A 19,131-nucleotide genomic window follows, 5' to 3' on the forward strand; every position below is an offset into this window, starting at 1 on the left:
GGGGTCGCGCGCTGCTGGCAACTCAGCCCGGCGGCTTCTCGAACAACAGGGCCTTGGTGAGAAAGGCGCGGTCCTCGCCGAGCAGTCGCAATCCAGCCTCGGCGAAGAGATTGGCAAGGTCGGTCTCGGCGTAGCTGCTGTAGTAGGGCTCGTGGAAGTAGACGGGAAAAGCCTCCAACAGCCGCGCAAGGCCCGGCGTATCCGCCGGCTGAACGGAGTCGACAAGAACGACCACGCCGCCAGGCTTCACGACCCGCGCCAGGCTGGCGGCCACCAGAGGGCGCACGCGCGGGGGCAGTTCGTGGAAAAGATAGACGCAGGTCACCGCGTCCAATGCACTATCGGCGAACGGCAAGGCCTCGGCCATGGCCTTCACGCCGCCGACGCCAGCGCGCTTCCGGGCCTTGGCGAGATAGGCTTCGGACAGGTCCAGGCCCGCCAGAGCCGCACGCGGAAACGCCGCCTTCAAGTCTTTGAGGAAAGCGCCCGAACCGCACGCGACATCGAGAATTTTCGCGTCGCGGTGATCGCGGCCGCGCCAGTGTCGGGCCAGCAGCGAAAGACCGCGACGTCGCATCGCCGCAGCCGTGCCGGAGAACAGCGCTTCGACCTGGGCGTCGTAACGCCGCGCGCTCTCCGCCGTGAACCAACCGCCCGACTGGAAATGGAAGTTCTGCCGATAGTAGTTTGGATAGATTGAACTATCCGCGACGCCGCGCACCTCGACGCCATCTCCTCTACGGCGGCGCTGGTCGACCTCGAAGGCGTCGGCGATGAAGTCCGCCGCCTCACGCAAGGCTGCGGAAGGACGGGTTGGCCCATCCTCCAGGGCGGGGTACAGGCCGGCGGCGACATCGCGCGCATCCTTCTCGAAGGCTTCGAGATAGGCGCGCCGCAGGCGCGTGGGAACGGGCGGCGGCGTGGTCGGGGCGAAATGCCGGGTCTGCGCCCCTTGTGTTGGTTTCGTGAGAGCACGAGCGAGGCCGCCCGTCGCCGTCCACCAAGTGGCCTTGGCCGCCGCCTTGGCGCCCTGCCCCAAAGCGTCGACCGCGAAGGCGGGTCGTTTGCGCTCGCTCCTAGGGTGGATCATCGCCCTCTACCGCGTGAACACTCCGACCAGTTCAATATGGGGCGACCAGACGAACTGGTCCACCGGCGTCACCCTCACGAGTTTGAAGCCCGCATCGACCAGCACGCGAATGCCGGGTCTGCGCCCCTTGTGTTGGTTTCGTGAGAGCACGAGCGAGGCCGCCCGTCGCCGTCCACCAAGTGGCCTTGGCCGCCGCCTTGGCGCCCTGCCCCAAAGCGTCGACCGCGAAGGCGGGTCGTTTGCGCTCGCTCCTAGGGTGGATCATCGCCCTCTACCGCGTGAACACTCCGACCAGTTCAATATGGGGCGACCAGACGAACTGGTCCACCGGCGTCACCCTCACGAGTTTGAAGCCCGCATCGACCAGCACGCGCGCGTCCTTGGCGAAGGTTTGCGGGTTACAAGACACCCCAACCACCTTGGACACCTTAGACTTGGCGATCTCCACCGTCTGCTCGGCGGCGCCAGCGCGAGGCGGGTCGATCACGACGACGTCGGTCTTGGCCAGCTCGGTGCTGAGCACCGGACGACGCACCAGATCACGCGCCTCGGCCGTGATGGGCTTGAGGCCGGGCGTGGCGCCGACGGCGGCCTTCAAGGCCGTGATCGCGGCAGCGCTCATCTCGGCCGCATAGACCGGCGCGACCTCGGCGAGCCGGAAGGTGAAGGTGCCGACCCCGCAATAGAGATCGGCGACACGCCCCGCGCCTTGAACCTCGGCCACGGCGAGTTCGACCATCGCCTTTTCGGCGGCGGGGACCGCTTGAAGGAAGCCTCCCGGCGGCAGGGCCACGATGGCTGGACCCAGCTTCACCAGGGGCTGGCGCGCGCCATAGATCGTTTCACCGGCCAGGGTGACCCGCGCAAAGTCCCCCTCGCCCGCGGCCATCGCCGCGCGCATGCGGGCGTCAGCGGACAATCCGCCGCTCTTGCGCTCTACGCCCGTGATGTCGACGTCTAGGCCCGTCGCGGTGAGCGTGACGTGCAGGGTCGGCGCGGACTTGGGATGTTCAAGAAAGGGTTCAGCGAGACGCGCCAGCGCTGGCAGCGCGGCCACGAGGCGCGGATCGGTGACGGGGCACTCTTCGAGCGGCACGAGGTTCCAGGAACGCCGCTCCTTGAACCCCAGCCGGGCCCCCTGCCCCTTGCCGCCCTTGCGGGCGTGCAGCGCCACCCGCCGACGCGAGGCCGGCGGCGCGGCGAAGGTCGGCAGGATCTCGGTCTCGAGGCCCTCCATCGACAGTTGGAGGCGGACCTGTTCGGCCTTCCAGGCGCGATAGGGTTCGCCTGCCCAATGCTGGAGCGCGCACCCGCCGCAAACCCCGTAGTGTCGGCAAGGCGGCGCCACGCGATCAGGACTTGGCGTCAGGATCTCGATCACCTCGCCGCGCGCGCCGTCGAACTGCGCGCGAACGGTCTCGCCCGGAAGAGTCAGCGGAATGAAGGCGGGCTTGCCGTCAGCAGTGCGCGCGAGCCCGTCGCCTTGGGCGCCGACAGCGTTGATCGTCAGGTCTTGCATCCCCAGTCCATACCCCAAAATCAGGGCTTGAGCGCGCCCGCACGAAGTTTTTGTGTGTGGTGAACGAAGCTGAATATCTCCGTCAGCCCCCGTTCATGTTGGCGGCGCCAGAACTTCACCTAACGGATGGGCGTGGCGGCCGGCGCGATGCGACGGCAGCCCTTAAAAAGACAGCTTCTCTCATGACCATGATCGCCTCGAAGAGCAGGACCTCCAAGATGAAGACCGTTCTGGGCGTGACCGCCGCCCTCGTCTGCGGCGTGCTGACGCCGACCCTGGCCTCGGCCCAGGCCTATAGCTCGCAAAGCTATGGCGGCGCGTACGACCGCCAAGGCTACTACTATGACCCCTGCCAGCGCTCGACCACGCAGCGCGGCACGGGCGGCGGCTTGGCCGGCGCGGGCATCGGCGCGGCGATCGGCAGCGGCGTGGCCGCACGGGGCGCCAAGACCGAGGGCGCTGTGTTGGGTGGTCTGCTCGGCGCGGTCATCGGGTCGAACATCGGCAAGAACTCGGCCGCCTGCACCTCCGGTCGCACGCCGCCGCCCCCGCCCCCGTCGGCCTACAACAACTCCTACAACGGTTCTTACAGCGACCAGGCCTACCGCTACGGCTCGTATGACGACGCCCGTCGCGACGCCGCCCGCGACAGCTATTACGAGCGCAGCTACGAACGGCACGACGGCTACCGGGTCGACAACCGCACCCAGCAGGCGGACGTCAACGGGTGCACCCTGGCCGAAAGCCCGATCTATCTGCCGGACGGCCGCGTCCAGAAGCGCTTCGTGCGCGTCTGCCCGGACTCCAACGGCAAGTACCAGGTCGTCGACTAAGCCCGGCGATCTCTTGTGGAAGACCATCGGCCGCCCCTTGTGGGCGGCCGATTTCGTTTCAGGTGGGCTACAGCTTCGTCGCCCAGACAAGGCGCTCGACCTGACCTTCCCCACCGGTGATCGGACTTTCGGCGAGGCCGCGCACCGACCACCCGGCGGTCTCCAGGAACGCAACGATCTCTTGCTCGACGCGTTCGATCACCTCGGGGTCTTTAACTAGGCCGCCCTTGCCGACATGCTCGCGCCCGGCTTCGAACTGAGGCTTGATCAGCGCGACAAGATCCGCGCCCCCCGTCGCCAGCTCAAGCGCCGCCGGCAGGGCCTTGGTCAGCGAAATAAAGCTGACGTCGCTGACGACGAGGCTGGGCGCTCGGTCGATGCGATCTCGATCAAGGCTGCGCGCATCCAGGCCCGAAAGATCAGCCACTCGATCGCTGGCTCTCAGGCTAGCGTGCAGTTGATCGCGCCCCACATCGACGGCGAACACGAACGCGGCCCCGCGTGACAACAGCACCTCGGTAAAGCCGCCGGTCGAGGCGCCGACGTCGACTGCGACCCGCCCCTCGACGGCGATAGGCCAAAGATCCAGGGCATGGACCAGTTTCAGGGCCCCACGCCCCACCCAGGGATGGGCCGCCTCGGCCGCGATCTCGGCGTCGTCGTCCGCCAGCTCGGAGGGCTTAGCGACCAGTCGGCCCGCCACCAGGACACGGCCGGCCTCGATCGCGGCGCGCGCCCGGGCGCGGCTCTCGAAGACGCCCCTTTCGACAAGCAATTGGTCGATGCGTTTCCTCGCCACGAACCTTCCCCGAAAACTCGAAGCAGGCCTGTAGCACAGGCTTGCGGCGCAGGTCTCTTCGGGGTCAACTGAACGGCGATCACCGGCGCGAAGACGCCGGTCTTGTCGGGAGGAATTCCATGCGTTTCAGCCGCCGTGGCCTGATGGCCGCCTCTGCCGCGATCGCGGCCGCGCCTTCGGCCTTCGCCAAGCCCAAGACGTCCGCCGCGCCCGCGCCCTGGACGCCGGACGCGACCGAGGTCGCGGGTCGCATCCGCCGCAAGGAGATCAGCGCCGTCGAGGCCGTCGAGGACGCCATTCGCAAGGTCGAGGCGCTGCAGCCGCACGTGCAGGCCGTGGTCGCCTCGGATTTCGAACGCGCGCTGGACAAGGCCAAGTCGGGTCAACTGACCGGTCCGTTCGCCGGCGTGCCGTTCCTGGTCAAGGACCTGGATCCCTACAAGGGCATGCGCACCCGTTACGGCACCCGCGCCAGTTTGGGGGCCAAGGCCGACACCGAACAGACGGCCTATGTCGACTCATTCGACGCAGCCGGCTTCGTCACGATCGGCAAGTCGTCGACGCCGGAGTACGGCTTCCTGCCCACCACCGAACCCATGGGGTTCCTGCCCACGCGTAACCCGTGGAACGTCAAGCACTCATCGGGCGGATCGTCCGGCGGCGCGGCGGCCGCAACGGCTTCGGGCATGGTGACCATCGCCCACGCCAGCGACGGCGGCGGTTCGATCCGCATCCCCGCCGCCAACTGCGGCCTGTTCGGCCTGAAACCGTCGCGCGGACGGATGATCCCCAACCGGCCGAGCAATCGGGGCATCGACCTGTCCGTCTCGCACTGCGTATCCCACAGCGTCCGCGACTCTGCCGCCCTGTTCGCCGCCTCGGAGCGCACGGACGCCGGCGCGGCCTTCAAGCCGATCGGCGTCGTTACCGATCCGCTCAAGAAGAAGCTGAAGGTCGGCTTGGTGATGAACACCGGCACCGGCCTGACGCCCCACCCCGAAGTGCAGACAGCCGTGAACAACGCCGCCAAGCTCTTGAAGGACCTTGGCCACAAGGTCGAGCCGACGGCGTGGCCCATGGACGGCAATCAGTTCGGCCAGGACTTTACCGTCCTCTGGGCCGCCGGCGCGGCTGAACTGGTCGCGGGCATCGGCAAGGCCATGGGTCGCAAGCCCGACGCCAATGTGCTGGAGCCCTTCAGCCTGGGCATGGCCGAGTTGGTCAACACCCTGCCGTCAGGCGCTCTGGACGCGGCCCTGCAGCGCCTGAAGGCTACGATCAAGGCCTATGACACCTGGCTCACCAAGTACGACGTCATCCTGTCGCCGGTGCTCGGAAAGCCCCCGGTGGAGCTGGGTTATGTCGCCGGATGGGTGCCGTTCGAGGAACTGCAGGCGCGCCTCATGGCCTATGTCGGCTACACCCCGGTGCAGAACGTGGCCGGCGCGCCGGCGATGAGCGTTCCCCTGCACTGGACGCCGGATGGGCTGCCGGTCGGCGTCCAGATCGCCGGCCGCTCAGGCGACGAGGCGACGCTCTTTGGCCTAGCCTATCAGCTTGAGGCCGCCGCACCCTGGGCGCACCGGAAACCGCCCGTCAGCGCCTAGGCTGGATCCGAGAAAAGAAAGGAGCGCTCAGCGAAAGCCGGGCGCTCCTTTTCTTTGCCGCCTCGTCGATCAGGTCAGCAGCCGCCCCGGCCTGTGTCCCGTACATGGTCTAGGATGTCGGCCAAAAGGTCGAAGTCGATCTTGTCGGGCTTCTTCCAGCGCACGCAGCCGCCGCCCCGATCGACACCAGCAAGACGCTCGTTGAACGCGTCCAAGGCCGCGCGGCCCGGATAGACGGCGATGTATTGCTTCTGGCTATTGAAGGCTACGAGCGGCGCCTTCGGATCGCCATAGGCAGGCATTCCGAAGGCCATCGTCTCGCTGTCGGCGCCGAAGCGCTCCAGGCACAGGGCGCGAAGCCGGTCCAGGGCCGGGCGGCGTTCCGGCGCGACCTCCTGCATGAAGTCATCAACGGTCGCCGCCTTGGACTGGACCATAAACCCTACCCTTCCACGAAGACCTTCTTGAGCTCGTTCTTCATGATCTTGCCGTTGGCGTTGCGGGGCAAGGTCTCGTGCCAGAACACCACCTTTACCGGCACCTTGAAGGCGGCGAGGCGATCAGCGACGAACGCGCGTAGTTCGGCTTCGCTGGCTTGCGCGCCGGGCTTGAGGGTGACGACCGCCGCCGGCTCTTCGCCCAGCGTCTTGTGCGGAACGCCGACCAGGGCGGCGTCCATGACCGCCGGGTGGTCATAGAGGCAGTTCTCGACCTCGATGCAGTAGATGTTTTCGCCGCCCCGTATCAGCATGTCCTTGGCGCGGTCGATGATGAAACAAAAGCCTTCGGCGTCCAGGCGAGCAAGGTCGCCGGTGCGAACCCAGCCGTCGACGAAGGTCTGGGCGGTCGCTTCGGGCTTGTTCCAGTAGCCACGCACGACCTGCGGCCCCTTGCACCAGAGCTCGCCGACTTCGCCGATCGGCAGTTCGCGGTACGGCGCCTCGACCGTCATGATCTTCAGGTCGGTGACTGGCACGGCGGGACCGCAGCTGTCAGGACGGTTCTCGTAGTCCTCGGCCGAGTTGCTGGTCGCCGTGGCCGAGGTCTCGGTCATGCCCCAGCCGTTGCCCGGCGAGGACTTGGGCCAGATTTCCTTGATCTTGCGCACCAGTTCCGGCGCCGACGGCGCCCCGCCATAGGCCACGGCCTCGATCGAGGAGAGATCGTAGTTAGCGCGGTTGGGGTGCTCGATGATCTGCCAGGCGATGGTCGGGACGCCGCCCATCTGGGTCAGCTTCTCGTCCTGGATCAGCTGCATCGCCTTTTCCGGATCCCACTTGCGCATCATGGCCAGCTTGGCGCCGCCGAACAGCGATGGGTTCAGCACGGCGAAACAGCCCGTGGCGTGGAAGAACGGCACCGAGATCAGCGAGCCCTTCTGCGGCAGGCTAGGGTCAGGCTGAGGCGGCGCTTCGCCGCGACGAAGGAAGGCGCGCGCCCCGGCGGCGGCGGCGGCGAAGATATTGCTGTTGATGTTGCGGTGGGTGCCGATGGCGCCCTTGGGTTTCCCCGTCGTGCCCGAGGTATAGAAGATCGTGGCGTCGTCATCCGCCGCGATCGCAACCGTCGGCAGAGGCTTCTCATCGAGCTTGGCCCAGTCGTTCGGGCAGCCGATCTTGGCCTCAAGCGGGATCACGTACGGATGGGTGATCTCCTCCTTGGCGCGGCTCACATAGACGCGCTGGAGTTCGGGGCAGTTGTGCAGGTGCTCGGCCAGACGCTCATAGCGCTCGACATCGACGATCGCGACCTTCGCTCCGGAATCGACCAGGCCGTACTCCAGCTCGGGTCCCGTCCACCAGGCGTTTAGCGGCGTCACAATGGCGCCGAGGGACAGCGCACCGTAGAAGGCGACGGGCCATTCCGGCAGGTTGCGCATCACAATGGCGACGCGGTCGCCCTTCTGAACGCCGAAGGCCTCGAGCTCCGCCGCCATCTGCGTGACGGCGCGATAAAAGGCCTCGAACGTGACCCGCTCATCCTCGTGAACCAGGAAGACTTTATCGCCATGGGCGCGGCCCATGAGCAGGGTGTCGCGCAGGGTCGGCGGGGCGTTCTTCCAGACCCGGGTCTTCACGCCACGGATCTCGACCTCCTCCATCTCACCCGGCGTGCCCGGCTGGGTGATCAGCGCATAGGCTTGCTGGATGGACATCGCGGGCCACGGAACGGACGCGGGGGCGGCCTGGGTCATTCTACTCTCCCGGTATCATGTCGCGCCTTGTTGGTTGAGCGCGTTCGCTGACCAGAGAGCACAGCCGCAAGCGGGATGCAAACGTCCGTTTAAGCCCAACAGAACATTGATAAGTTAGAAGCCTCCAAGGGCCATTCCGCAGCGTCATGGCGCCAAGAAAAAGGGCGACGCCTCGGTGAGGCGCCGCCCTGCTTCTGAGATCAATGACCTGCTTAGCCGACCGATTCCAACCGGGCAAGCGCGGCCTCGAGCTTGGCCTTGGCGGCTTGCGCCTCGGCCAGGCGCTCGCGGTTCTCTTCGACCACCTCTTCCTTGGCGCGCGCTAGGAAGTCGGGGTTGCCGAGCTTCTTGTTGACCTTCTCGATCTCGCCGGCGTGACCCGCGATGTCCTTGGTCAGTCGAGCCTTTTCGGCGGCGATGTCGATGAATTCGGCCACGCCCAGGGCGCCCGTCGCCTCGCCCATCACGACCGGGGCCGATCCAGCGGGCGCAGCTTCAGCTTCACGGACGGTGTCCAGACGCGCCAACGTGAGCAGCAGGTCGCGATGACGGGCCAGACGGGCCTTCGTCTCCGGACCGGCGCCGACGATCGTCAGGCCCGGCTTGGCCGACGGCGGGACGTTCATCTCGGCGCGGATCGAGCGGATCTCGCCCACAGTCTCGACCAGCCAGCCGATCTCGGCCTCGGCCTCGGCGTCGATCCAGTCGGCGGGCAGTTCCGGCCACTTCGCCGAGATCAACATGCTGTCGCGGGCCGGGCCGACAAATTCGGCGGTCTTCTGCCACAGCTCCTCGGTGATGAACGGCATCACCGGGTGCAGCAGCTTCAGGATGACGTCCAACGCCCAGGCGGCGGTGGCGCGGGTCTCGGCCTTGGCGGCGGCGTCATCGCCGTTCAGGATCGGCTTAGCCAGCTCCAGGTACCAGTCGCAGAAGACGTTCCAGACGAAGCGGTACAGAGCCCCGGCGGCCTCGTCGAACGACGGGGCCTCCAGGGCCTTGGTGACCTCGGCGACGGTCTTGACCGTCTCACCCCGGATCCACTTGTTGATCGGCTGCTGGACGGTGGCCGGATCGAAGCCCTCGACGCGGACGCACTCGTTCATCTGCGCAAAGCGCGAGGCGTTCCACAGCTTGGTGCCGAAGTTGCGATAGCCTTCGATACGCTGCTTGGAGAGCTTGATGTCGCGAGCCTGACCCGACATCGCCGTCAGGGTGAAGCGCACGGCGTCGCAGCCCAGCTCGTCGATCAGGATCAAGGGATCCATCACGTTGCCCTTGGACTTGCTCATCTTGGCGCCCTTCTCGTCACGGACGAGGGCGTTGATGAACACCTGCTTGAAGGGCGCTTCGCCCATGAAGTGGATGCCCATCATCATCATCCGGGCGACCCAGAAGAAGATGATGTCGAAGCCGGTGACCAGGGTGCTGGTCGGGTAGAACTTGGCGAGGTCGGCGGTCTTTTCCGGCCAGCCCAAGGTCGAGAACGGCCACAAGGCCGAGCTGAACCAGGTGTCGAGGACGTCCTCGTCTTGTTTGAGCAGAGACGAATAGTCGCCGGACACCTTGGCGGTTACCCGCTCTTGAACAAATAGACCTTGTTCCGAGTAGTGCTGCTCCGCCGAAGCGATGGCTTCTTGCTCGGTCTCTTCGACAAAGATTTGACCGTCCGGACCGAACCAGGCCGGGATCCGGTGGCCCCACCAGAGCTGGCGCGAGACGCACCAGGGCTCGATGTTGCGCAGCCATTCGAAATAGGTCTTTTCCCAGTGCTTGGGCTCGAAAACCGTCTCGCCGGTTTCGACGGCCTTGAGCGCCGGCTGGGCCAAGGTCTTGGCGTCGACGTACCACTGGTCGGTCAGGAAGGGCTCGATGACCACGCCCGAACGGTCGCCGTGCGGAACCATGTGCTTGGTCTTCTCGATCTCCTTCAGCCAGCCCTCTTCCTCGGCGCGGGCGACGATGGCCTTGCGCGCGACGAAGCGGTCCATGCCTTGGTATTCGGCCGGAACGTTCTCGTTCAGCTTGGCCTCGACCGTCAGGATGTTGATGGCTTCCAGGCCGGCGCGCTTGCCGACGCCGAAGTCGTTGAAGTCATGGGCCGGCGTGATCTTCACCGCGCCCGAGCCCTTGGTCGGGTCGGCGTAGTCGTCGGCGACGATCGGGATGCGGCGGCCGACGATCGGCAGGGTCACGAACTTGCCAACTAGGCCCTTGTAGCGCTCGTCGTCGGGATGGACCGCGACGCCGGTGTCGCCCAGCATCGTCTCGGGACGCGTGGTCGCCACGACGATGTAGTCGCGGGTCTCGTATTCGGTCGGCTTGCCGTCCTCGTCGAAGGCGATCGGGTGCTGGTAGGTGACGCCGTCGGCCAGCGGATAGGCGAAGTGCCAATAGGCGCCGTCGACCTCCTTCTGCTCGACCTCAAGATCGGAGATGGCGGTCTGGAATTGCGGGTCCCAGTTGACCAGACGCTTGTCGCGATAAAGCAGGCCCTGCTTGTAGAGCTGGACGAACACCTTGCGGACGGCGGCCGACAAGCCTTCGTCCAGGGTGAAGCGCTCACGCGACCAGTCGCACGACGCGCCCAGGCGGCGCAGCTGGTTGGTGATGGCTCCGCCGCTCTCGGCCTTCCACTCCCAGACCTTGTCGACGAAGGCCTCACGGCCCATGTCTCGGCGGCCGACGTTACCGGCTGCGGCCAGCTGGCGCTCGACGACCATCTGGGTGGCGATGCCCGCGTGGTCGGTGCCCGGCAGCCACAGGGCGGCCTTGCCGCGCATCCGGTGGAAGCGGGTCAGCACGTCCTGCAGCGTGTTGTTCAGCGCGTGGCCGATGTGCAGCGAGCCCGTCACGTTTGGCGGCGGGATCACGATGACGAACGGCTCGGCGTTCGGATCCTCGCTGGGCTTGAAGGCTCCGGAGGCCTCCCAGGCGGCGTACAGGCGGGGTTCGACGGATTTGGGATCGAAGGTTTTTTCGAGCATGGCGGAGCGGATATGCCATCTGCGGCCCGGCCGGGAAACCGGCGGGCCTTGGTTTTCTGACAGTTTGGGCAACGAAAAAGGGCGGCCGCCGCAGCGACCGCCCGATTTTCCGAAAAGTCTGAGGCTTAGACGCCGCGCCCTCGGGAGATACGCTGCACTTCTTCCTCGACCTTGGTCTCGACGATGCGCGGCAGATTCTGGTCCAGCCACTCCTTGAGCAGCGGGCGCAGCAGCTCGCGTACGACATCTTCAAGCGTACGCCCGTCCTTCGGCATCAGCAGAGCCGAACTGAGGCTGCCGAACGCGCTGGCGGCGGCCGAGGCGGCTGAAACGCCGACCAGTTGGTCAGCGATTTCGTCGCGGTCGAACACCGGGGCCGCAGGCGGCGGTGGGGTGTAAGCCGGCTCCGGCTCGGGCGCGCTCGGCGAGTATACGTCGAGGTCCCCGAGGGTCTCCAGCGGCGGCAGCTCGGGCTCGGGCGCGATCGGGTCCGTCAGATCCAGAACGTCGTCATCGAACGAAACCGGCTCGGGTTCCGGCTCGGGTTCCGGCGGCGGAGGCGGCGCTGCTTCGGCCGCAGGCTCCGCCGGCGCGTCATCCTCCGAGATGATGCGTCGAATGGAGGCGAGGATCTCCTCCATTGTAGGTTCTTGAGACTGATCGGACATGTGCGGGGCCGTCGTAAAGAGGTACGAATCCTTGCGCGCTTCAGGTCGCGCTTAGCCGCGATGGTGCAGACTTACGCGTGTTAAGCAAGCGCAAGTCCGCTTATGGGCTGAATCGACGCGGATCGACGCTACTTCGCGCCGCTCTTCGGCTTGGTCGAGGCCGCGCCAACGCTGTCGATCGCCTGCACCACCGGCTCCCACGGAACCCAGCCCACGCTATGGGTCACGCGGTTGTAGGAGGTCTTCGGGTCATAAGCCGTGGTCGAGGCCGACAGCTTGGTGACGTCCAGCTGGCCCATGGCCTGCAGAACGACGGCGCTGGCGAGGTATTCGTCCCGACGGGCCGACACCAGCGCCAGTTCGGCGTTGGACAGCTCCAACTGGGCGTTCAAAACGTCCAGCGTGGTTCGCAGGCCCACCTGCTGCTCCTGGCGCACGCCTTCAAAGGCGATGCGGCTGGCGCGAACCTGTTCCTCGTTCGAGACAAGGCCGGCGCGCGAGGCCAGGAGATTGCTCCAAGCGTTCGACACCTGCTGGATCGCAGTGCGCTTGGCGCCCTCAACGGCGCTGCGGGCGGCATTTTCGCGCTCCGTGGCGGCGCGAACCTGCGAGGTGGTCAAGCCGCCCGTGAACAGCGGGATCGAGGCCGTGATGGCGCCCGATAGCGTGCGGTCATAGTCGTCGAACTGGCTGCCGACGCCCGAGCGCTTGTCGGCGGCGTAGCCAAGCGACGCCCGCGCCGACACGGTCGGGCGGTAACCGGCCTTGGCCACGGCGACGCGCGCCGCAGCGGCCTCTTCGTTGAACTTGGCGGACGCCACGCCCGGATTCGTCGTCTGAGCCGCCTCGAAGGCCTGATCGACGCTGGCCGGCAGCAGACCGGCTAGGCTGGGCTCGGGAGCCAGTTCGCCAGGCGTCTGGCCGACGACGGCGGCGTAGGACGCACGGCTGACTTCAAGCTGCGCCTGGGCGGCCGACAGGCCGGCCTTAGCGGACGCCAGGCGCGCCTGGGACTGGGCGACGTCGGTGCGCGTGATCTCACCCACGTCGAAGCGCGCGTTCGACTCGTCGAGCTGGCGCTGCAGCACGGCGACGTTTTCCTTGGCGATCCGAAGGCGCTCCTGGTCGCGACGCACGTCGACGTAAGCCTGGACAACGCTGACAAGAACGCCCTGCTCCACCGAACGCAGGCCTTCACGAGCCGACAACACGTCGGCTTCGGCGGCGCTGACGCTCGCGCTGGCGCGACCGCCCGTGTAGAGGGGTTGGCTGATCGAAAGCGCGGCGCTGCTACCCGACAGCTTCACTTCGGCGCCGGCGCCCGCCGGATTGGTGTTCGACCCGGTGATGTCGGCGGTGGCGCCGATGGTCGGGCGGAAACCGGTCTTGGCCTGAACCACGCCTTCATCGGTGATGCGCGCGCTGGCCCGCTGTTGCTGCAGCGTCGGATTGGTCTGGTAGGCGAGCGCGATCGCATCGGCGAGGGTCTCGGCGTTCGCGACGGAGAAGGCCCCGGCCAGAAGACCAGCGCTGCAAGCGGCGGCCAGCAACCCGGCCCGTCGACGGTTCGACATCAACATTCTATCCCCAATCACGCGAAGCCCGCGCTCGCCACAATATGATCGCGTGTAAGTCGCTCCGCCAGTCGTCGCCAGTTAAGCTTTTTTCACGCAAACGTTGCGGCGGCCGATCAAGGCGGCGCCTTAGAAGCTGAAACCGCTCTCGACCTCGAAACCGGCCAGGACGGGCGGAGACGCGTCGAAGGCGGCGCGACGGCCCACGCCATCTTCGGCGCGCACATAAATCGCGGCGCGACCAACGGGACCGGTGCGCTCGACAACACCCAGACGCCCGCCGTGGGCCAGCGCGTCCTGCCAGGTCTTGGGCGCGACCGCGACCGCGCCTTCGCAGATGATCACGTCATACGAACCTGCGGGGACGGTCTTTAGATCGTCGCCGTCGTGCCGCGTGACCGACAGGCCCATCTTTTCCAGAACGGCGGCCGCATACGGCGCGGCGATCGCCAGAGCGGTTTCCCCTTCGCGGGGCTTGAGCGCCTGCAGCAGCTTGCCGACTTCACGCGGACGCAGGAGCCAGCGCCCCGGGGCGTACTCGATATCGGCGTCGGCATAGGCCAGGTAAGCCTTCGACGCGGGCACGACGTTTTCGCGCGCGACAACGCGCAGCGCGTCCTGCAGCGGCAGGTCGGTCACGTCGGCAGTGCGAATTTGGCTCTCGACCATGTTCAGCCGCGCGGCGGCGAAGTCGGTGCTCATGGAATCCCTCGAAGGACTGGACTTTCGAGCAGGCTTATAGGTCCGCCGCTCGTCGAAACGCAATGCGATCGCGAGGTTCATCTCAGATGACGCCCCTGCCATTAGAGGGGAAGCCCCCGCCATGTCCTGAGACATGCGCTGTTTGCTGCTGAATCGGGGAGTGGCTCCGCGGGTAGGATTCGAACCTACGACCAGCCGGTTAACAGCCGGCTGCTCTACCACTGAGCTACCGCGGACCAGGTCGCTCTCAAGAGAGGGCGGGTCTTAGCCGCGTCGACGAGTCGGCGCAAGCGCATAAAACGCACAATCGGGCGGACGCCAGACGCTGGTGCGCCGGGCTGGATTTGAGCTCGATTTTCAATGGAAGGAAGAGTGGCTCCGCGGGTAGGATTCGAACCTACGACCAGCCGGTTAACAGCCGGCTGCTCTACCACTGAGCTACCGCGGAACAGGTCGCTCTCAGAAGAGGCCGCGTGATAGCCGCCTCGTTGCGCCGATGCAAGCGTCTAATTCTAAAAAAGCAGCCCGGCTTTGCGGCCGGGCTGTGGAAGTCAGTGATGGTGGGTGCCTTCAAAGAAGACGAGGAAGAGTCGCCCTGTTATGGTTAATGAAATCCTAATTCTTAACGCCGCAACCAAAGAGTCGCAGGCGGATTTCGGGCGCTCAGGTTCGGCGAGGAATCTCCAGTCCGCGCTGGACGGCGGGACGCGCCAAGCCGGCGCCGAGCCAGCGCGGTACATGCTCTAGGCGCCCATAATCGACCAGGTCGCCGGCCTCGTAGAAGCCTACCAAGTTGCGCACCCAGCCCAGCATGGCGATGTCGGCGATCGTGTAGTCGTCACCCATGATCCAGTCGCGGTCGGCCAGCCTGCCCTCCAGCACGCCGAGCAGACGTTTGGATTCGGCGACGTAGCGCTGAAGTGGGCGCTTATCCTCGTACTCGCGCCCGGCGAACTTGTGGAAAAAGCCCAGCTGGCCGAACATCGGCCCGACCGCCGCCATCTGGAAGAACACCCACTGCAGGGTCTGGTAGCGCTCGGCTATGTCGGTGGGCAAGAACGCGCCCGCCTTGTCCGCGAGATAGACCAGGATCGCTCCGCTTTCGAACAGCGCCAGCGGCTTGCCGCCCGGTCCGTTGGGATCGAGGATCGCTGGAATTTTGCCGTTCGGGTTGAGCGACAGATATTCCGGGCTCCAGGTCTCGTTCTTGCCGATATCGATGAGGTGGGGCTCATAGGGCAGCCCAGTCTCCTCCAGCATGATCGAAACCTTCACGCCATTGGGCGTTGGCAGCGAATAGAGCTGGATCTGGTCGGGCCGTTCCGCCGGCCAACGCTTGGTGATCGGAAAGCCGGACAAGTCGGACATGGGGCGCCTCATGATGCGCGCGAATGCGCTACCAGCATTTGGCGTCGCCGTCCGGGCTTTTCCAGAGCCCCGAAACGGGGGCGCGCGCTTGCGCCCACCCCTTTGCGTCGCGAACGAACATCGCTATCCGAGCAGGGATATGCGCTCGGGGGGCGAAACGCGAATGGCTACAGAGGACGACCACTGGCCCACGACGCTCGAGCGCGTGGTCTCAACGCTGGAGTTCACCGTTACGGAGACGGACGGCGATAAGCCGGCTCTAACAGCTAGACCCAAGGGCGACAGTACTCAGTTGCCCGCGCTCGTAGGCCTTGCCCTGCGGGCCGCGCTCGAAGTCGACGGCCGCGTGGCGGCCTCGGACCCTGAACCGCCGATCGATCGCAAGGCGATCCTGGCGCGCAAGGATTTCGCGCGCGCCATGGTCGGCGGCGCCCACGGTATGCTGCTCACCGGTTACGCCATGGCCTATCGGCTGGAATTGGCGCGCATCCTGTGGACCGGCATCGCCGACGCGCCGCGCCGCCGACTGGAAGAACTGGCCCGCCCCCGCTCGTCCTGACCTACCAGGCGCCGACGTTCGGCATCGACACCCAAGGCTCGGTGGGGGGAAGATTTCCGTCTTGCAGCAACTCGATCGAGATGTTGTCGGGCGAACGCACGAAGGCCATGTGCCCGTCGCGGGGCGGGCGGTTGATCGTCACGCCCATGTCCATCAGGCGCTGGCAGGTCTCGTAGATGTCGTCCACCCGATAGGCCAGATGCCCGAAGTTTCGGCCGCCGCCGTAGTCTTCGTCATCCCAGTTGTAGGTCAGCTCGACCAGCGGAGCCTTCCGCGCCTTGGCCAGTTCAACGTCCTCGGGCGCCGCCAGAAACACGAGCGTGAACCGCCCCTTCTCGTTCTCGACCCGGTACATCTCCTGAAGACCCAGGCCCTCGCAGTAGAACCGCAGCGAGGCGTCCAGATCGCGAACACGGATCATGGTGTGCAGATAGCGCATGGCGGCTCTCCAAAAGGTCGACAGCGCGGATATAGGCCCGGGGCCCCGACCCGCAATCCCTAAACCGGCGCGCGGTCGCGAGTCTGGCGACGCCAGAGGGCGGCGTATTCGCCGCCGGCCTCCAGCAGGGCTTCGTGTCGTCCTCGCTCGACGATCTTGCCCCGGCGCAGCACCACGATCTCGTCGGCGTCGGCGATCGTCGACAGGCGGTGGGCGACCACCAGTGTCGTCCGCCCTGCCCTGGCCCGGCGCAAGGTCGCCTGGATCGCGGCCTCGGTGCGACTATCAAGCGCGCTGGTCGCCTCGTCGAGGATCAGAACGCGCGGCTCGGCTAGCAAGGCGCGGGCGATACCCACCCGCTGCCGTTCGCCGCCAGACAGCTTCAGGCCGCGCTCTCCGACCTTGGTGGCCATCCCCTCAGGCAGGTTGCGGATGAAGTCGCCCAACTCCGCCGCCTCGGCCGCCGCCCAGACCTCGGCGTCGCCGACCTCTGGCCGCGCGAAGGCGATGTTGGCCGCCAGGGTGTCGTTGAATAGCGCCACGTCCTGCGGGACCAGGGCCACAGCCCGGCGCAGCGACGCCTGCTTCAAATGCCGCAGGTCGTGGCCATCCAGAGTGACCCTTCCAGCCTGGGGGTCGATCATTCGCAGGGCCAGACGCACCAGAGTGGTCTTCCCCGCGCCCGAGGGACCGACGATCGCGACGGTCGAACCTGGCGCGACCGTCAGAGACACGTCACTGAGGCCCTCGGAGCGCGCGCCATGTCGGAACGACACATTCTCGAACGTCACGGCGCCGCCCCGGTGATCGGCGCACGGCGGAAGGTCTTGGGCGTCGGGCGCGTCGGCCACATCGGCGGTCTGGCGGCGCAGATCCAGCATCGCCTCCATGTCGATCAGCGACTGGCGGATTTCGCGATAGGCGAAGCCCAGGATGTTCAACGGCGCGTACAGGTTTATCAGAATCAAGACGGCGGCCGTGACATCGCCGGGCCCCATCCGACCCTGCGCGGCTTCCGAGCCGGCCAGAACGGCCATCACGCCCAGGCCGACGCTCATCACGCCAGACTGGACCAGGTTGAGCAGGTTCAGAGATTGGGTGGATTTGACGTTGGCCTGGCCATAGACGTCCAGCGCCCGGCCATAGCCCGCGACTGCCCGGCTCTCCGCGCCGAATGATTTGACGGTTTCATAATTCAGAAGCGCGTCCACCGCGCGGCCCGCCGCCTCGGCGTCGGCCTCGTTGAGCGCGCGCCGGTGACCGATCCGCCAGTCGGAAATCGCGAAGGTCACGTAGCCGTAGACCGCGACGGTCAGCAACGCCACGACCGCGAAGCGCCAGTCATAGGCCTTGGCCAGCACGACTGCGGCGAGAATGAGCTCGATGCCGGTCGGGGCGAGGTTGAACACCAGGCCGCGCAGCAGGAAATCCATCGACCTGGCGCCGCGATCGATGACCCGCGACAAGGCGCCCGTCCGCTTGGACTGATGAAAGTCGATGGATAGCGACAGGGCGTGAGCAAAGGTCTCAACGGCCGCTCGGTTTTGCGCGGCTTGGGCGACTGGCGTGAAGATCGTGTCGCGCGCCTGCGGAGCTGCTGCGGAGATGAAACGCACCAGCGCCCAACCGACCGCTAACCCCGCAAAAGTCCAGGTGACCATCACGGCGGCGCCTTGGCCCGCCGAAAGTTGGTTGACCGCCTTGCCCAGCATCAGCGGCGCCAGCACCCCCAGCACCTTCCCCGCCAGCGTCAGCAAGAGAGCCACGGAGAGGCGCCAGCGAAGGCCGGGCGCGCGTGAGCGCAGAACCAGTTGCACGAGGTCGCCCATCGCCTTCCAGAAGCGAACGGGCTGGTCCGCCTTGGCGATCGCGCCCGGCGCCGCCTCCCGCCCCGGAGACGGCGGGCCGCCCAGCCCTCTCATCGACGGTCACCATCGACCAGCAAGGTGGTCTGCACGCCCCCGCCCGGCGTGATCCAGTCGATCCGCCAACCCGTGGGAACGCGCTCAGACCGAACGGGTCCGGACGTCAGCGCCAAGGGCGGGGTCGCGGCGATCGTCACCTGATCTTCGCCCCCCTCGCCGCCGACCTGGATGGTGTGCGGACCGCGCGACACGGGATCCTTGAGCGCCACGAAGAAGTAGCCTTCGTCATTGGTTCGTCCGCCGCCGCTGACCACACGGTCGACCCGCACGTTCAAGCCGGCCCCCGGGGCCGCCACACCCGACACGACCGCGCCGCCGGCCCGGTCGATATCGATCGCGAGGATCCTCGGCGCGCTGGACGGAGAAGCCAACCGCCTAGCGCCTGCGCCCGCGCGCAGAACGGCGACACGTCCCTCTTCCGAGACCATCACGTAGCCCTCGGCCTGCACCGTCCGGCCGTCCTTGGTCATGGACAGTCCAAAAAGACGCACGCCGGGCTCGATCGGCATTTCGACGCTCCAGCGGCCCATGGCGTCCGCCTTGCCCAGAACGACTTCCCCACTGGGCGAGCCCAGGCGAACGTCCGCCTCGGGCAGCGCCTGGCCGATCAAGGTGAGACGCGCGCCCGCGCGCTGGGCGCTCTCAAGCGATGGCGGCGGCAGGTATCCGGCCTCTGCGCTGTCGACCTTATCGACGCTTCTACGATCGCCCTGCCCCGCCGGTTCGCAAGCGGCCAGCAACGCCGCGACGACGGCCAGCACGAACGGCGCCTTGAAACCCCGGGAGCGAATCCTGATCATGCGGCCTCAAATAGGAACGAACCGGTGGCGCGCGATCCCGGCGCGCCATTGTCTTTTGTGGAGTGGA

At 66.6% G+C, this 19,131-nt stretch carries 16 protein-coding genes, 2 tRNA genes and 2 pseudogenes; 3 read left to right on the forward strand and 17 right to left on the reverse strand.

Annotated elements, in window-relative coordinates:
* Positions 1 to 22: 22 nt before the first annotated feature.
* From CSW63_RS14140 to CSW63_RS14150, 4 genes and pseudogenes are all read right to left on the reverse strand, one after another.
* Positions 23 to 1,090, reverse strand: a complete 1,068-nt coding sequence (locus CSW63_RS14140) for a class I SAM-dependent methyltransferase (RefSeq protein ID WP_062099475.1) — start codon at positions 1,088 to 1,090, stop codon at positions 23 to 25.
* Between the two features lie 6 nt (positions 1,091 to 1,096).
* A pseudogene (locus CSW63_RS24160) lies at positions 1,097 to 1,198 on the reverse strand (hypothetical protein); the annotation flags it as partial.
* Positions 1,199 to 1,235: 37 nt separating this feature from the next.
* Positions 1,236 to 1,355 (reverse strand): annotated as a pseudogene (locus CSW63_RS23805) (hypothetical protein); the annotation flags it as partial.
* Between the two features lie 6 nt (positions 1,356 to 1,361).
* Positions 1,362 to 2,609 carry a class I SAM-dependent RNA methyltransferase gene (locus CSW63_RS14150; protein WP_062099474.1) on the reverse strand — a complete coding sequence of 416 codons (1,248 nt, stop codon included), beginning with the start codon at positions 2,607 to 2,609 and terminating at the stop codon, positions 1,362 to 1,364.
* A 182-nt stretch (positions 2,610 to 2,791) separates the two neighbouring features.
* On the opposite strand from CSW63_RS14150, the gene CSW63_RS14155 reads away from it, so the two are divergent.
* Entirely contained in the window at positions 2,792 to 3,442 is a 651-nt protein-coding gene (locus CSW63_RS14155) for a hypothetical protein (protein ID WP_082749738.1), read from the forward strand.
* 67 nt (positions 3,443 to 3,509) lie between these two features.
* On the opposite strand, the gene CSW63_RS14160 is transcribed toward CSW63_RS14155, so the two are convergent.
* Positions 3,510 to 4,241, reverse strand: a complete 732-nt coding sequence (locus tag CSW63_RS14160; RefSeq protein WP_062099472.1) for a TlyA family RNA methyltransferase — start codon at positions 4,239 to 4,241, stop codon at positions 3,510 to 3,512.
* Positions 4,242 to 4,360: 119 nt separating this feature from the next.
* Here CSW63_RS14160 and CSW63_RS14165 point away from each other — a divergent pair, with 119 nt between their 5' ends.
* Positions 4,361 to 5,848, forward strand: a complete 1,488-nt coding sequence (locus CSW63_RS14165) for an amidase (RefSeq protein WP_062099471.1) — start codon at positions 4,361 to 4,363, stop codon at positions 5,846 to 5,848.
* A gap of 74 nt (positions 5,849 to 5,922) precedes the next feature.
* Here CSW63_RS14165 and CSW63_RS14170 read toward each other — a convergent pair whose 3' ends face one another.
* The 9 genes from CSW63_RS14170 to CSW63_RS14210 all read right to left on the reverse strand — a co-directional run bounded on the left by CSW63_RS14170 (position 5,923) and on the right by CSW63_RS14210 (position 15,341).
* A complete protein-coding gene (locus tag CSW63_RS14170) occupies positions 5,923 to 6,285 on the reverse strand; it encodes an iron chaperone (protein WP_062099470.1) in 363 nt (120 codons plus the stop codon).
* 5 nt (positions 6,286 to 6,290) lie between these two features.
* Complete coding sequence (locus tag CSW63_RS14175; protein ID WP_062099469.1) at positions 6,291 to 8,042, reverse strand: class I adenylate-forming enzyme family protein; 1,752 nt, start codon at positions 8,040 to 8,042, stop codon at positions 6,291 to 6,293.
* A gap of 212 nt (positions 8,043 to 8,254) precedes the next feature.
* Positions 8,255 to 11,029 carry a valine--tRNA ligase gene (locus CSW63_RS14180; RefSeq protein WP_062099468.1) on the reverse strand — a complete coding sequence of 925 codons (2,775 nt, stop codon included), beginning with the start codon at positions 11,027 to 11,029 and terminating at the stop codon, positions 8,255 to 8,257.
* Between the two features lie 125 nt (positions 11,030 to 11,154).
* A complete protein-coding gene (locus CSW63_RS14185) occupies positions 11,155 to 11,697 on the reverse strand; it encodes a DUF2497 domain-containing protein (RefSeq protein ID WP_062099467.1) in 543 nt (180 codons plus the stop codon).
* A 128-nt stretch (positions 11,698 to 11,825) separates the two neighbouring features.
* The gene (locus tag CSW63_RS14190) at positions 11,826 to 13,277 is read right to left on the reverse strand and encodes a TolC family outer membrane protein (RefSeq protein WP_082749737.1); all 1,452 of its coding nucleotides are present in this window, start codon (positions 13,275 to 13,277) and stop codon (positions 11,826 to 11,828) included.
* A 123-nt stretch (positions 13,278 to 13,400) separates the two neighbouring features.
* Positions 13,401 to 13,973 (reverse strand): protein-L-isoaspartate O-methyltransferase, encoded by a 573-nt coding sequence (locus tag CSW63_RS14195; RefSeq protein WP_062099466.1) that lies wholly within the window; start codon positions 13,971 to 13,973, stop codon positions 13,401 to 13,403.
* Positions 13,974 to 14,134: 161 nt separating this feature from the next.
* Positions 14,135 to 14,209, reverse strand: a tRNA-Asn gene (locus CSW63_RS14200).
* 137 nt (positions 14,210 to 14,346) lie between these two features.
* Positions 14,347 to 14,421: transfer RNA gene (locus tag CSW63_RS14205), tRNA-Asn, on the reverse strand.
* Positions 14,422 to 14,636: 215 nt separating this feature from the next.
* Positions 14,637 to 15,341, reverse strand: coding sequence for a glutathione S-transferase N-terminal domain-containing protein (locus tag CSW63_RS14210; RefSeq protein ID WP_062095457.1), 705 nt, complete (start codon positions 15,339 to 15,341; stop codon positions 14,637 to 14,639).
* A 163-nt stretch (positions 15,342 to 15,504) separates the two neighbouring features.
* On the opposite strand from CSW63_RS14210, the gene CSW63_RS14215 reads away from it, so the two are divergent.
* Complete coding sequence (locus tag CSW63_RS14215) at positions 15,505 to 15,900, forward strand: hypothetical protein (protein ID WP_099503361.1); 396 nt, start codon at positions 15,505 to 15,507, stop codon at positions 15,898 to 15,900.
* Position 15,901: 1 nt separating this feature from the next.
* Here the strand turns inward: CSW63_RS14215 and CSW63_RS14220 are convergent, their stop codons facing one another.
* From CSW63_RS14220 to CSW63_RS14230, 3 genes are all read right to left on the reverse strand, one after another.
* Positions 15,902 to 16,339, reverse strand: a complete 438-nt coding sequence (locus tag CSW63_RS14220) for a VOC family protein (protein WP_062095453.1) — start codon at positions 16,337 to 16,339, stop codon at positions 15,902 to 15,904.
* 59 nt (positions 16,340 to 16,398) lie between these two features.
* Complete coding sequence (locus tag CSW63_RS14225) at positions 16,399 to 18,168, reverse strand: ABC transporter ATP-binding protein/permease (protein ID WP_231737420.1); 1,770 nt, start codon at positions 18,166 to 18,168, stop codon at positions 16,399 to 16,401.
* Between the two features lie 89 nt (positions 18,169 to 18,257).
* Positions 18,258 to 19,064 carry a hypothetical protein gene (locus CSW63_RS14230; protein ID WP_062095449.1) on the reverse strand — a complete coding sequence of 269 codons (807 nt, stop codon included), beginning with the start codon at positions 19,062 to 19,064 and terminating at the stop codon, positions 18,258 to 18,260.
* Positions 19,065 to 19,131 lie beyond the last annotated feature (67 nt).

Origin of the sequence: Caulobacter sp. FWC26 (genome assembly GCF_002742645.2) — a bacterium.
Lineage (GTDB): Bacteria > Pseudomonadota > Alphaproteobacteria > Caulobacterales > Caulobacteraceae > Caulobacter.

Coding starts and splice junctions, on each gene's coding strand:
- CSW63_RS14175 (WP_062099469.1), bottom strand. CDS start 8,042: ATGACCCAGGCCGCCCCCGCGTCCGTTCCGTGGCCCGCGATGTCCATC.
- CSW63_RS14220 (WP_062095453.1), bottom strand. CDS start 16,339: ATGCGCTATCTGCACACCATGATCCGTGTTCGCGATCTGGACGCCTCG.
- CSW63_RS14185 (WP_062099467.1), bottom strand. CDS start 11,697: ATGTCCGATCAGTCTCAAGAACCTACAATGGAGGAGATCCTCGCCTCC.
- CSW63_RS14180 (WP_062099468.1), bottom strand. CDS start 11,029: ATGCTCGAAAAAACCTTCGATCCCAAATCCGTCGAACCCCGCCTGTAC.
- CSW63_RS14150 (WP_062099474.1), bottom strand. CDS start 2,609: ATGCAAGACCTGACGATCAACGCTGTCGGCGCCCAAGGCGACGGGCTC.
- CSW63_RS14155 (WP_082749738.1), top strand. CDS start 2,792: ATGACCATGATCGCCTCGAAGAGCAGGACCTCCAAGATGAAGACCGTT.
- CSW63_RS14230 (WP_062095449.1), bottom strand. CDS start 19,064: ATGATCAGGATTCGCTCCCGGGGTTTCAAGGCGCCGTTCGTGCTGGCC.
- CSW63_RS14140 (WP_062099475.1), bottom strand. CDS start 1,090: ATGATCCACCCTAGGAGCGAGCGCAAACGACCCGCCTTCGCGGTCGAC.
- CSW63_RS14165 (WP_062099471.1), top strand. CDS start 4,361: ATGCGTTTCAGCCGCCGTGGCCTGATGGCCGCCTCTGCCGCGATCGCG.
- CSW63_RS14190 (WP_082749737.1), bottom strand. CDS start 13,277: ATGTTGATGTCGAACCGTCGACGGGCCGGGTTGCTGGCCGCCGCTTGC.
- CSW63_RS14210 (WP_062095457.1), bottom strand. CDS start 15,341: ATGTCCGACTTGTCCGGCTTTCCGATCACCAAGCGTTGGCCGGCGGAA.
- CSW63_RS14215 (WP_099503361.1), top strand. CDS start 15,505: ATGGCTACAGAGGACGACCACTGGCCCACGACGCTCGAGCGCGTGGTC.
- CSW63_RS14225 (WP_231737420.1), bottom strand. CDS start 18,168: ATGGGCGACCTCGTGCAACTGGTTCTGCGCTCACGCGCGCCCGGCCTT.
- CSW63_RS14195 (WP_062099466.1), bottom strand. CDS start 13,973: ATGAGCACCGACTTCGCCGCCGCGCGGCTGAACATGGTCGAGAGCCAA.
- CSW63_RS14170 (WP_062099470.1), bottom strand. CDS start 6,285: ATGGTCCAGTCCAAGGCGGCGACCGTTGATGACTTCATGCAGGAGGTC.